Source organism: Pseudomonas sp. MWU12-2345 (assembly GCF_023242385.1).
GTDB classification, from domain to species: Bacteria; Pseudomonadota; Gammaproteobacteria; order Pseudomonadales; family Pseudomonadaceae; genus Aquipseudomonas; species Aquipseudomonas gingeri_D.
The window spans coordinates 683,169-695,570 of sequence record NZ_JALLJA010000001.1 but is presented as its reverse complement, the minus strand read 5'-3'; the positions used below and the strand labels follow the sequence as shown (position 1 = coordinate 695,570).

Annotated in this window: 14 protein-coding genes; 12 read left to right on the top strand and 2 right to left on the bottom strand. The window is 60.4% G+C overall.

The window, feature by feature from the left end; genetic code table 11:
* Positions 1-68 precede the first annotated feature (68 nt).
* On the top strand, positions 69-668 hold the full coding sequence (locus M5C71_RS03105) for a threonine transporter RhtB (RefSeq protein ID WP_103498121.1): 600 nt from the start codon (positions 69-71) through the stop codon (positions 666-668).
* Between the two features lie 74 nt (positions 669-742).
* Here the strand turns inward: M5C71_RS03105 and M5C71_RS03100 are convergent, their stop codons facing one another.
* Complete coding sequence (locus M5C71_RS03100; RefSeq protein WP_177100490.1) at positions 743-1,474, bottom strand: LuxR family transcriptional regulator; 732 nt, start codon at positions 1,472-1,474, stop codon at positions 743-745.
* Between the two features lie 387 nt (positions 1,475-1,861).
* On the opposite strand from M5C71_RS03100, the gene M5C71_RS03095 reads away from it, so the two are divergent.
* From M5C71_RS03095 to M5C71_RS03060, 8 genes are all read left to right on the top strand, one after another.
* Entirely contained in the window at positions 1,862-2,629 is a 768-nt protein-coding gene (locus M5C71_RS03095) for a hypothetical protein (RefSeq protein ID WP_103498119.1), read from the top strand.
* Positions 2,630-2,657: 28 nt separating this feature from the next.
* On the top strand, positions 2,658-3,107 hold the full coding sequence (locus M5C71_RS03090) for a hypothetical protein (RefSeq protein WP_248767165.1): 450 nt from the start codon (positions 2,658-2,660) through the stop codon (positions 3,105-3,107).
* 131 nt (positions 3,108-3,238) lie between these two features.
* The gene (locus M5C71_RS03085; protein WP_103498117.1) at positions 3,239-3,904 is read left to right on the top strand and encodes a response regulator; all 666 of its coding nucleotides are present in this window, start codon (positions 3,239-3,241) and stop codon (positions 3,902-3,904) included.
* Positions 3,880-5,238 (top strand): ATP-binding protein, encoded by a 1,359-nt coding sequence (locus M5C71_RS03080; RefSeq protein WP_248767164.1) that lies wholly within the window; start codon positions 3,880-3,882, stop codon positions 5,236-5,238. Before M5C71_RS03085 ends, M5C71_RS03080 begins: the two co-directional genes overlap by 25 nt.
* A gap of 172 nt (positions 5,239-5,410) precedes the next feature.
* Complete coding sequence (locus tag M5C71_RS03075) at positions 5,411-6,448, top strand: isopenicillin N synthase family oxygenase (RefSeq protein ID WP_177100468.1); 1,038 nt, start codon at positions 5,411-5,413, stop codon at positions 6,446-6,448.
* Positions 6,449-6,477: 29 nt separating this feature from the next.
* On the top strand, positions 6,478-7,293 hold the full coding sequence (locus M5C71_RS03070) for a MetQ/NlpA family ABC transporter substrate-binding protein (protein WP_248767163.1): 816 nt from the start codon (positions 6,478-6,480) through the stop codon (positions 7,291-7,293).
* Positions 7,290-8,108 carry an ATP-binding cassette domain-containing protein gene (locus tag M5C71_RS03065; protein ID WP_103498113.1) on the top strand — a complete coding sequence of 273 codons (819 nt, stop codon included), beginning with the start codon at positions 7,290-7,292 and terminating at the stop codon, positions 8,106-8,108. Before M5C71_RS03070 ends, M5C71_RS03065 begins: the two co-directional genes overlap by 4 nt.
* Positions 8,105-8,776 carry a methionine ABC transporter permease gene (locus M5C71_RS03060; RefSeq protein ID WP_103498112.1) on the top strand — a complete coding sequence of 224 codons (672 nt, stop codon included), beginning with the start codon at positions 8,105-8,107 and terminating at the stop codon, positions 8,774-8,776. Before M5C71_RS03065 ends, M5C71_RS03060 begins: the two co-directional genes overlap by 4 nt.
* 99 nt (positions 8,777-8,875) lie before the next feature.
* Here the strand turns inward: M5C71_RS03060 and M5C71_RS03055 are convergent, their stop codons facing one another.
* Complete coding sequence (locus M5C71_RS03055; protein ID WP_103498111.1) at positions 8,876-9,619, bottom strand: GntR family transcriptional regulator; 744 nt, start codon at positions 9,617-9,619, stop codon at positions 8,876-8,878.
* A gap of 141 nt (positions 9,620-9,760) precedes the next feature.
* On the opposite strand from M5C71_RS03055, the gene M5C71_RS03050 reads away from it, so the two are divergent.
* From M5C71_RS03050 to M5C71_RS03040, 3 genes are read left to right on the top strand one after another with little or no spacing between them, the layout of a single operon-like run.
* Positions 9,761-10,609, top strand: coding sequence for an ABC transporter ATP-binding protein (locus tag M5C71_RS03050; RefSeq protein ID WP_103498110.1), 849 nt, complete (start codon positions 9,761-9,763; stop codon positions 10,607-10,609).
* Positions 10,606-11,607 (top strand): ABC transporter substrate-binding protein, encoded by a 1,002-nt coding sequence (locus M5C71_RS03045; RefSeq protein WP_152738659.1) that lies wholly within the window; start codon positions 10,606-10,608, stop codon positions 11,605-11,607. Before M5C71_RS03050 ends, M5C71_RS03045 begins: the two co-directional genes overlap by 4 nt.
* Before the next feature lie 8 nt (positions 11,608-11,615).
* A complete protein-coding gene (locus M5C71_RS03040; protein WP_103498108.1) occupies positions 11,616-12,365 on the top strand; it encodes an ABC transporter permease in 750 nt (249 codons plus the stop codon).
* The last annotated feature ends 37 nt before the right edge of the window (positions 12,366-12,402 follow it).

Below are 12,402 nucleotides of genomic sequence, written 5' to 3'. Positions count from 1 at the left end.
AACGGATTTTCCACTCTGGAAAATAAGTCGACTGGAAAATAAATCTATTTTGGATTTTCGGGGGGGTCATGTATTACATTGCAATTGCAATGCTCACGGTATTACTGGTGCCAGGGCCGACCAATTCGCTGCTGCTGCAGTCTGGGGTCAGTCGCGGTCTGGGCGGTTATTCGCTGAAGTTGATTCTTGCCGAATGGATGGCCTACCTGATCCAGATTTCCGCCTGGGGTATATCCATCGATGCGCTGACCGCCAATTACGGCTGGGTGGTGGTGGCGACGAAGATCCTCGCGGTGGTTTTCCTGTTCTACATTTCGCTGAAGCTGTGGTTTTCGGTGCATCTGGATACGTCAGGCAAGCCCGCTGCCATCTCGGTTTCGGCGCTGTTCCTGGCGACACTGACCAATCCGAAAGGGCTGTTTTTTGCTTCGTTCGTTGCCCCCGCCGGAACCTTCATGCACCTGGAAAGTTATCTTTCATTCATGGCGATCTTCTCCCTGGTTATTCTTCCCGTGGGGATTGTTTGGGTGGGACTGGGAACGGTCTTTGGGCGCAATCTGCCATCGATAATATCTGGTAATCGGGTCAATAGATTTGTTTCATTGGTCATTGGTTTGTTTGCCAGTATGGCGTTGTATAACTTGGCCTCGAAAGTAATATTGGCGTGATGAGAACACGTGAGTCGGCCCCGCAAGTGCGAGACCTGTGCGGCGATGAAGGGGGGCGACTCGAGCGTGGACAGTTAAAAGATATTGTGCCGAATGGCCTTGACCATGGCCTGCTTGACATTGGTACAGCCCATTTTTTCGGTGATTTTCTTGGCGTAGAATTTCACCGTCCTTTCAGTGATATTCATGATCAGGCCGATTTCCTGGTAATTCTTGCCGAGGGCCAGCCAGTGGAGGAATTCAATTTCCCTGGGACTCAGCGAGAGAAGCTCTTCCTGGCTCACCTCAATCGGTCGATATTGATGGGCAATGGTTCCGATGGCCTTGATCAGGAACATGTTCGACTGGACGATACGATCAAAGTCAGGGTCGCCCTCAACACAGGGCAGGTGCAGGGAACCAAAGGCGCTGCCGGGCTCATGAAGGGGAATGCTGAAGCCTTGATCAATGCCATAGCGCGCGGATTGTTCGAAGACTTTGCTGGGCGCATGAGTGCAATCGTTTACCGTCGTCCAGAAGAACGGCCGCGAAGTGATGGCCGCGTTGGCCATCACCGGGTCGGACTTGTAGAGCGCCTGCTTGCGGTAGGTCTCAACCCATTCGGCGGGGTAGCTGCTATGGATCGAGATATCACCGTTATCAACTAAGTGCGAATCGAGGTAGACATAGGCAAATCGTGTTATTTCCAGTTTATAGAATACCCAGGTCAAGACATCTACATAGGTTTTTGTGCTGGCCCCAGGGATGTTGTTCTCAACTTCTCTAACCAAGTCAAACGTATGTTTGATTGTGCGGAGTTTAGGCATGACAAGCGGGCTCCGGTTGGCTGGATGTGCTCTGTTATATGGATCCAAATGGGGTGTGTCTGACTTATAGCATCGCCCGAAAACCATTTCAATATGTGTCAAATAGAAAACATAATTTGACGCAAGGGCGATTAAATCACTTATTTTTGACGCTTTGTGCTTTCGTCGGCTCGGCCAAGTGGTCAAGTTTCCTCGATGATTAAGGGCGTATTAAGAGTTTCGGGATAATCGCAGGGGGATGTAATGGGATCAGAGCGCCGCTCTCTTCATTCCTCCCTCAGGCCTGACGGAACCGCTCGATAGCGCCGCCCCCTCAGTCTCAGCTAAGTTTACCTGGGTAGTCTCCTCCCTGCGCCGATTGTGGCGCCGTTAAGGAGACGCCCGCAGATGAAAGCGCTGACCACAGCCGACTGGCTGAACAAGGTTCCGGAAGTGACACTGTCCTTCTGGGTGATCAAGATCATGTCCACCACCGTGGGCGAAACCGCGGCCGATTTCCTCGCCGTCGACGCCGGCCTGGGGCAGGGCCTGACCAGCATCGGCATGGCCGTACTGCTGGCCATCGCCTTGTTCGGCCAGTTGCGAACCCATGCCTACACCCCTTGGATCTATTGGCTCAGCGTGGTGCTGGTGAGTGTGGTCGGGACGCAGATCACCGACCTGCTCACGGACAAGCTGGGCATCAGCCTGTATGTCAGCACGGCGATCTTCTCGGTGTTGCTGGCGATCAATTTCGGCATCTGGTATGCCCGCGAACGCAACCTTTCGATCAATGAAATCGTCACGCCGCGCCGGGAGTGGTTCTACTGGACGACAGTGCTCTGCACCTTTGCTCTCGGTACGGCGGCGGGCGACCTGGCCACCGAGGCCCTGGGGCTTGGCTTCACCCTCGGTTCGCTGATTTTCGCCGGGTTGATCGCCTTGACCCTGATCGCCTGGCGCCTGGGCGGCAACGCCGTGCTGACTTTCTGGATCGCCTACATCCTGACCCGTCCGTTCGGTGCGTCCCTGGGCGACCTGCTGACCCAGGCCAAGACCTACGGCGGCCTGGGCATGGGCGCCGCCTGGACCAGCGCGATCTTCCTCAGCGTCATCCTGATCCTGGTGGTCGTCGCGCAGTTCAGCGTCGGCAACCGCAAGCTCGCCACTCAATAACCCATTCAAATACACCCAAGGAATTGTCATGTTCAACGTTCAAACCGTTATGCGCAAAGCCGCTGTTCTTTCCGTGATTGCCGTCCTCGGCCTGGCCGCCGGCTGCTCCAAACCCACTGACGCGGCCAAGGTTGCCGCGGCACCGGGCACGGCCAGCGCACCTGTGGCAGCAAGCCAGGCCACGGCCTCGAAACTCGGCGACCTGTCGGCCTTCCAGAACATTGCCGTCGATGTCGCGGCCCTGGTCGAGAAGAACGATCTGGCGGGCGCCAAGACGCGGATCAAGGACCTGGAACTGGCCTGGGACTCCGCCGAAGCCGGCCTCAAGCCGCGTGCCGCGAGTGATTGGCACGTGCTCGACAAGGCCATCGACAACTCGCTGGAAGCCCTGCGTGCCGGCAGCCCGAAACAGGCCGACTGCAAGGCGACGATGGATGAGTTGCTGAAAACCTTCAACGCCATGCAAGGTAAAAAATGATCTTGAGTCACCCGGTTCGAGCTTTGTAGACCCGATAAATCGCTTCGTGCACGGGTGAACAGGTGCTTCAATGCAGGCTCGGCAATCATCACGCAGGATGAGCGCCGAGTCTTTTTTTTGCGGAGAGGGATATGCGGGTATTACTGGTCGAAGACGATCCCATGATCGGCGAGGCGATCCAGGGCGCATTGATGGATGCCAGTTACGCCGCCGACTGGGTCAACAACGGCACGACCGCCCTCACGGCGCTGGACACCCAGCACTATGACCTGGTGCTGCTCGACCTCGGCTTGCCGGGTAAGGACGGGCTCGAAGTGCTGGGTTGTATTCGCGCTCGCGGTAACGGCGTGCCGCTGTTGATCATCACCGCCCGCGACAGCCTCGATGATCGCCTGGAGGGCCTGGATGGTGGTGCCGACGACTATCTGCTCAAACCTTTCGACATGGCGGAATTGCTCGCGCGCATGCGCGCCGTCCTGCGCCGCAAGGGGGGTACCGCGCTGTCGCAACTGAGCAACGGCGTGGTCTCCCTCGACCTGATCTCGAAACAAGCCAGTACCGAGGCAATCCCCGAGGTCCAGCTCTCCAGTCGCGAGTTTGCCTTGTTGCAGGCCCTGCTGATCCGACCGGGGGCAATTCTCTCGCGCAGCGATCTGGAAGACCGGATCTATGGTTGGGACAACGAAGTGGAAAGCAACGCGGTGGAATTTCTGATCCACGGCTTGCGACGCAAGCTGGGCAGCCACGTGATCAAGAACGTCAGGGGCATGGGATGGATGGTTTCAAAAAACGCCTGAGTGAGTCGGTCCAGCTCAGGCTGTCGGTCTCGCTGTCGCTGGCGATTCTGATCGTCGCCGTGCTGGCCGGGGTCTTTGCCTTTGTCTCGGCTTTCGACGAGGCCCTCGAAATGCAGGACAACACCCTGCATCAGGTGGCCGTGCTGTTCGAGCGCCAGCAGATGACGCTGACCTATCCACGGCCGGAGGGCGTGGTTGCCGGCGACGATGAAGAGTCCCGGGTGACCGTGCAGTATCTGGGCGATGACAAGCGAGCCCCGGCCAATGTCGAGACCGGTGGACCGCTGCCGCTACCGGCGACCCTGGCCGATGGCCTGTCGACTCTGACGGTTGCTGGCGAACCGTTCCGGGTGCTGGTCAGGACCTTGGGCAACGGTCAGCGCATCGCGGTGGCCCAGGAAACCGGTATCCGTGACAGGGATGCCCGTGAAAGTGCCTGGCGCGGCCTGTTGCCGTTTCTGATCCTGTTTCCCGTGCTGCTGCTGGTGGTGGCTGACCTGTTGCGCAAGTTGTTCCGGCCTATCACGGTGCTGGCGGCGGAGATCGACCAGCGTGGCGAGCAGGAGCTCCACGCGATTGACGAAAAGCATGTTCCGGCTGAAGTCCGGCCCTTTGTGCTGGCGATCAATCGCCTGCTCGGCCGGGTCGCCCAGTCGATGGAAAGCCAACAGCGTTTTGTTGCTGACGCCGCCCACGAATTGCGTTCGCCGCTGACTGCACTGTCCCTGCAAGCCGAGCGGCTGGCTGCCACCGAGATGTCGGGGCTGGCCCGGGAGCGCCTGTTTGTCTTGCGGCGGGGCATCGAGCGGGGCAAGAGCCTGATCGAGCAACTGTTGGCGCTGGCCACCGCCCAGTCGAACGCGACGCCGTCCAGCGCGCCGGTCTCGGTGCACGCGGTCTATCGTCGGGTACTGGAGGACTTATTGCCGCTGGCCGAACTCAAGCAGATCGATATCGGTGTCGAAGGGGCAGAGGACGTGCACCTGGCGCTCAGCGAGATCGACCTGCTGGCGCTGGTCAGGAATCTGGTGGACAACGCCATTCGTTATACGCCCGCCGGTGGCCGTGTCGACCTATGGGTCAGCCGGGAGCAGGGTGGAGTGCTATTGCAGGTCAAGGACAACGGCCCCGGTATCAGCGTTGAAGAACGCGAGCGGGTGTTCGATCCCTTCTATCGCAGCCTGGGCAGCCAGGCAGTCGGTTCCGGGCTGGGGCTGTCCATTGTCAAGGCCATTGCCGAGCGTACCGGAGCGCGTATCCGCCTGGCGTACTGCGATGAGGTGGCGCAGCGAGGGTTGTGGGTTTCGTTGTGGTGGCCGCTGACGACAGCCTAAGCTAATGCAAAAAAGATATTTATTGAGGGTTTTTAAGATCGTATAGCTTTAACCCAGTGCTGATCAATCGCTGGGTTCCTTGTCTTTCCCCTGCCTTGAGCAGCTGTTTATCGGCGTGTCAGTTCGACTGATTGCGGGATGAATACCTTTTCAAATCACAGGGGAGTGAACCATGCCGAACTCGCTGGACATCACCGCGCTGCCTTTGCTGGACCTGTCCTTGCTTGAGGGCAGTTGCGAGCAGCGTCAGGGCTTTCTCGATGCACTGCGCCATGCCGCGCGGGACGTGGGCTTCTTTTACCTGACCGGACATGGCATCGACAGCGCGCTGTTGCAGCAGGTCCAGGTCCATGCCCGAGAGCTCTTCGCCTTGCCCGAGGCGGCGAAAAACGCGGTCGGCATGATCCATTCGCCACACTTTCGCGGGTACAACCGCGCGGCTTCGGAGATCACCCGGGGCCAGCCGGACCTGCGCGAACAGTTCGATGTCGGTGCCGAGCGTGAAGCCCTGGCGCTGGATGAAAACACCCCCCGTTGGGCACGCCTGCAAGGCCCGAACCTGTGGCCTGTCGAGTTGCCGCGACTCAAGCCGTTGCTGCTGGAATGGCAGCAGGCGATGACCGCCATGTCGCTGCGCCTGCTGCGGGCTTTCGCCCAGGCCCTGTCATTGCACGAACAGGCTTTCGACCCGCTGTATGGCGACAGGCCCAATGAACATATCAAGCTGATCCGCTACCCCGGCCGCGCACCAGGCGAAAGCCGCCAGGGCGTGGGTGCCCACAAGGATTCCGGCTTCCTCAGTTTCCTCTTGCAGGACCAGCAGGCGGGTCTGCAAGTGGAGGTCGAGGAGGGCCGCTGGATTGATGCGTTGCCCCGGGACAATACCCTGGTGGTGAATATCGGCGAATTGCTCGAACTGGCCACCAACGGTTATCTGCGGGCCACAGTACACCGGGTGCAGTCTCCGCCACTGGGCAGCGAGCGCCTGTCGATTGCCTTTTTCCTCGGCGCGCAACTGGATGCGGTGGTGCCGCTGTATCCCTTGCCGACGGCGCTGTTGCGCGAAGCGCGGGGGCCGGCCAGCGATCCAGCCAATCCACTGTTACGCGATGTCGGCTGGAACTACCTCAAGGGCCGCCTGCGTTCCCACCCCGATGTTGCCCAACGCTTCTACGCCGATGCACTGCTCCCCAAGGCGCTGAGCGCCTGACCCCCATCATTTGATCAAGGACTATCAGCATGTTGAAAAAAACCGGATTGACCCTGGCGGTCTGGGCGGGCCTGTTCTCTTCGTTCGGCGCCCTGGCGGCCGAGCCGCTGCGGGTGGCGGCGGACCCGGTGCCCCACGCACAGATCCTCGCGTATGTGCAGAAAATCGACCCGCAGTTGAACCTCAAGATCATCGAGATTCCCAGCGGTGTGAACTCCAATGAGCTGCTGGCCCATGGCGATGTCGACGCCAACTACTTCCAGCACCTGCCGTACCTCAAGTCCCAGGAGCAGGCCCTGGGGCAGAAGTTCGTGGTGGCGGCGACCGTGCATATCGAGCCGCTGGGGATCTATTCGCACCGGCACAAAAGTTTTGACCAGGTGCCGCAAAAAGGTACCGTCGCGCTGCCCAACAATGTCACCAACCTCAGCCGCGCGCTGTACCTGCTGCAAGACAATGGCCTGATCAAGCTCAAGCCCGGCTTCAATGATCCGGCCATTGACCAGGCAACGCCCAAGGACATTGCCGAGAACCCGAAACAGTTGAAGATCCTCGAGATCGAGTCGCCGCAGTTGCCCCGCGCCCTGGATGATGTCGACCTGGTGGTGATCAACGGCAACTACGCGCTGGAGGCCGGACTGTCCCCGGCCAAGGATGCCCTGGGCCTGGAAAAGGCGGCGAACAATCCCTACGCGAATATCCTGGTGACCACTCCGAAACTGCAGGATGACCCTCGGATCAAACAGCTGGCCAAGGACCTCAACTCAGCCCAGGTGGCGAAGTTCATCACCGACACTTACTCGGGCTCTGTGATTCCGGTGACGGTCGCGGACCGCCAGCCATGATCAGCGTCGAGCAGTTGAGCAAAAGCTACGGCGAAGGACAGGCGCCGGTCCTCGACCAGGTGTCCCTGAGCATTCCGGACGGTGCGATCTACGGGATTGTCGGGCGTAGCGGTGCCGGCAAGTCGACCTTGCTGCGTTGTCTCAATCTGCTCGAGCGTCCCAGCAGTGGACGCGTGGTGATCGACGGCCAGGACCTGACGCTGCTGTCCGACCAGGCATTGCGCCAACAGCGCCAGCGCATCGGCATGATCTTCCAGGGATTCAACCTGCTGCATTCGCGCAATGTCTTCGACAATATCGCCGTGCCGCTGGAGATCGCCGGTCTCCCCAAGGCCGCTCGCCAGGCGCGGGTGCGCGAGCTGCTGGATCTGGTCGGCCTGGGGGGCAAGGCCGAGGCGTTTCCTTCGCAACTGTCCGGCGGGCAGAAACAGCGGGTAGGCATCGCCCGGGCCCTGGCTGCGCGGCCGGCCTATCTGCTCTCGGATGAAGCCACCAGCGCCCTCGACCCGGAAACCACGGCATCGATTCTTGAGCTGTTGCGCGATATCAATCGCCGGTTGGGGCTGACCATTGTGCTGATCACCCATGAGCTGGACGTGATCAAGTCGATCTGCGATCACGCGGCTGTGCTGGATCAGGGGCGGCTGCTGGAGTCCGGGCCGCTGGAAAGATTACCGGCCGAGCGGGATTCGTCTCGCGATCGCTCCTTGCTGTCGAGCTACAACCTGCCGTTCAAGAGGGCCGTCCCAGCGCTGAAACTGGCCAAGGTGGTGGATTTTCTCAAGCAGCGCGGGGGCAGGGCTGAGCCGTCATGAATCGAACCGTCGACTGGAACGAGATTTTCCAACTGCTGCTCAATGCCACGGGCGAAACGCTTTATATGGTGCTGTTGGCGGGATTGTTCACCTTGCTGATCGGCTTGCCGCTCGGCGTCCTGCTGTTTGTCAGCCGCCGCCGTGGCCTGTACCCCATGCCCCGCTTGAACAGCAGCCTCAGCGCGCTGGTCAACCTCGGCCGCTCGCTGCCGTTCGTGGTGATGTTGATCGCCTTGATTCCACTGACCCGGCTGATTGTCGGCACCACCCTGGGCAGCACCGCCGCCGTGGTGCCGATTACCATCGGTGCCTTTCCGTTTTTTGCCCGTATCGTCGAGAACGCCATGGATGACGTCGACAAGGGACGGATCGAAGCGATCCTGTCCATGGGCGGTGACATTCGCCATGTGATTTTCAAAGTACTGTTGCCCGAAGCCCTGCCGGCCTTGCTGGCGGGGATCACCCTGACGCTGGTGATGCTGATCGGCTTTTCATCCATGGCCGGGGTCATCGGCGGTGGCGGTTTGGGGGATCTGGCGATTCGTTATGGTTATCAGCGCTTCAACAACCAGGTGATGGTCGCCACGGTGATCGTGTTGGTGATTCTGGTGCAGGGCGTGCAAAGCCTGGGTGACCGATTGGTACGTTCCCTGGCGCATCGGCGCTGAGCCGCTTGCTCAGTCCTGATTCCTTGAGATCGGCGACTGCATCCTGGTGGTCCGAGAGGGCAGAGTGGGGAGACCGAAGTCGATTGCCAGGCTCTGCTTTCAAGAAGCGGGGCTGGATTTGAATACACCGCTGAGGACAAACGCATAGCGCTCCGGACGGATAAAAAAGGTGGTCCGGTCACAGCAGCGGCCATCGGCAAAATACGAGGTGCGCTCCATCACCAGCAGCGCCGCGCCACGTTTCACATTCAGGGTATTGGCCAGGTGCTTGTCGGCTTCCTGGGCGCGAATCGCCATATCGGCGCGGGTGACCGGGGCGCCGGTGATCGATTCCAGGATCGAATAGATCGGGCGGTTCTCGACAGCCGTCCACACTACATTCGCCAGTTCGGCCGGCAGATGGCTGCGGCCCAGGGCGATGGGGTCGTCGTCGACAAAGTGCAGGCGCTCCAGCAGCAGGCACTGGTCGGTCTCCGCAAACAGGGCGTGCAGCGCCTCGGGCACCGGCTGCAACTGATGATCGAGGACCCGCATGCTCGGCTTGAGGCCTTGCAACAACAGCGCCTCATGAAAACTGCGCAAGGCATCGAGACCATGGCGAACCTGCTTGGCCGCGACGAAGGTGCCTTTGCCTTGCTTGCGTTCCACCACGCCGTCGTCGCTGAGCTTGCCCACGGCCAGGCGGATGGTCACCCGGCTCACCGCAAAGCGCTGGCCCAACTCGGCCTCCGAGGGCAGCTTGCCACTGGGTTCGTAGGCGCCGCGTTGAATCTCTTCCAGCAACTGATGGGCGATCTGTTCGTAGAGCGAGGTGGTGCTGTCACGAAGAATGGGCGTGGACACTGCGGGGTTCCGTGATCTGAGAAGCCTGGCGCCCGGCGGAGCCTTCACTTCTAAGGTTATAAAAATCGGTTATTGGGATGACTTGTATTAATACGTATTATGTCATGTATTCCCATTGTAGACGACCTGACGACACTTGCCATGCCAGAAACCTTCCTTTGTGCGCCGCAGCCAGCCGATGCATTGAGCGTCGAGCAGATCAGCTTCAGCTACCCCAATGGTCATCGGGTGTTTTCCTCCTTCAGTCTCAGTGCCGCCCCCGGTGAGTTTGTCGCAATTCTCGGGCCGTCCGGCTGTGGCAAGACCACCTTGCTGAACCTGTTGTCGGGGTTTGTCCGACCGCAGGCGGGGCAGATCCGTTTGAACCAGGCCACGGTGAGCCCGGAGCGTTCGGAGTTGGGTTATGTGTTTCAGTCGCCGCAGTTGTTTCCCTGGCTGACAGCCCTGGAAAATGTCCGTTTCGGCTTGCGCATGGCCGCTGATAGCAGCGAGTCGCAGCAGCGCGAACAGGCCATGCAGTACCTGCGCCTGGTCGGCTTGGAGCAGGCCGCGCAACGTTTGCCCCATCAGCTTTCCGGCGGGATGCAGCAACGGGTCTCGCTGGCTCGTACCCTGGCGCTGGAGCCGGAGGTCTTGCTGATGGATGAGCCGTTCGCCGCACTGGATGCCATCAGCCGTAACCACATGAATGAAGAAACCCTGCGCATCTGGGCCGAACTGGGCCAGACCGTATTGTTCATTACCCACGATATCGACGAAGCGGTGTTCCTGGCGGACCGGGTCATCGTCCTCAATATTGCCCCGGGCGGTATTCACAGCGAACTGAAGATCCGGCTGCCACGGCCACGCTCCAATCTGAAAACCCGCCGCCTGCCGGCTTTCCTCGATTACCGCAATGAACTGATGGAGCGTATTTCCCAGGTCATGGCGCTGTCCGAGGCCCGTGTTTCCTCTCCCTCTCCCTGCCTTGAACTCGAGTCGATCCGATGATCAAACGTACGCTGCTTGCCCTTTCATTGTCGGTTGCCGCCATGGCCGGCAGTTCATTGGCCGTCGCTGGGGAAGCCAAGCCGCTACGGGTGGGGTATGTCTTTGCCATGGCCAACGCCCCGGCATTGATCGCGGACAAGGAGGGGTACTACCGTGACGAAGGCCTGAACGTGGATCTCCGGGCGCTGGGTGATGGTCCGGTGATCCAGCAGGCGCTGGCGGCCGGTGAGCTGGACGTGGCCTATGTCGGTACGCCACCGGTGTACCAGTGGTTTTCCCGAGGCTTGCAGAGCCGGATCCTGGCCAAGGTCAATTACGGCCAGGCGGCGGTGATCGTCGACAGCAAAAGTCCGATCAACGCCCTGGCCGAGCTCAAGGGTAAAAAACTTGCCGGGGTGAAGAAGGGCAGCGGCATGGACGTGCTGCTGCGCGGCTATGTGCTCAAGGAAAAAGCCGGGCTCAACCCTGACCATGATCTCGATATTATCGACATGCCCCCCGGCAATATGAACGCGGCCCTGGAGCGTGGCATCGTCGATGCGGCGTTCTCCTGGGAACCCTTTGTCAGCCAATCCTTGCTGCGGGGTTCGAGCCGGGTCCTGTTCGATGTCAACCAGGCCTTGCCCCAGTACCCTTGGTACGTGGTGATCGCGCTGCCGAAAACCTTGCAGGAGCGCCCGGACGATGTGGTCAAACTGCTGCGCGCGCATCGCAAGGCCATTGCCTTTCTCAACGAACATCCTGACGAGTCGAACCGGATCATCGCCGAGGCATTCAAGCTTGAAGCGGTACAAGGGCCGGACGGCAAGACCATCGCCCCGGAAACCATCGTTGCCCAGGCCCGTACCCGGCTGGGGTGGTCGGCGGACCTGGAGGCCACGGACATCCAGTTTATCCAGCGCCTGATGAACTACTCCCATGACCTGGGTTTTATCGACACCACGCTCAAGACCGAGCAGATCGTCGACACCTCCTACCTGGAAAAAGCTTCGCGCTGAGTCAGCCCATGTCCTTGCCAAAACCGAATTGGGGATGGGCCTCGCTGCCGTTCCTGCTGTTGATCTGGGTGGCCCTGGCCAGTCGTTTTCCCACCTACATTTTGCCGCAACCCTGGGACGTCGCCCGCGAGGCCCTGCGTTGGCTGGGCGACGGCTCGCTCTGGCAGCACCTGCAAGCCAGTGTCCTGGAAGAGCTTGGCGGGTTCTGCGCGGCGGTGATTGTCGCCGTACTGCTGGGGGCTGCGGGTGGGCTGTCTTCGCGCTTCCGTGACTTCATCGCGCCACTCAACAGCCTGTTCATGGCCATCCCGCCGATCGCCTGGGCGCCGCTGATCATGATCATCTTTGGCCTGGGTTATGTGTCCATCGTGCTGGTGATCTTTATCGCCGCGGTGTTCCCCATGGCGGTGACGATCCAGGAGGGCGTGCAGGGCATTCGCGGCGGGGAAGTCCGCGCGGCCCGCACGCTGGGGGCCAGCCCCTGGCAGTTGCTGGCCCATGTCTACCTGCCGGCCTCGCTGCCGTTTGTCACGGCGGCCCTGCGCATCGGCTTCAGCCAGGGTTGGCGGGCGCTGGTGGCGGCGGAAATGATCGGTGCCTCCCGGGGCATCGGCTGGATGGTTTCCACCGGTGGCCAGATCGGCAACAGCAGCCAGGTGCTGCTGGGCATTGTCCTGATCGGGCTGACCGCCTGGCTGATGGAGAGCTTTGTGTTCCGGCGCATCGAGCGTCATTACCAGCAATGGCGCGAGCAATAAGTCGCCGGTGCCCCCTTCAAACCTTCAATGAACCCGT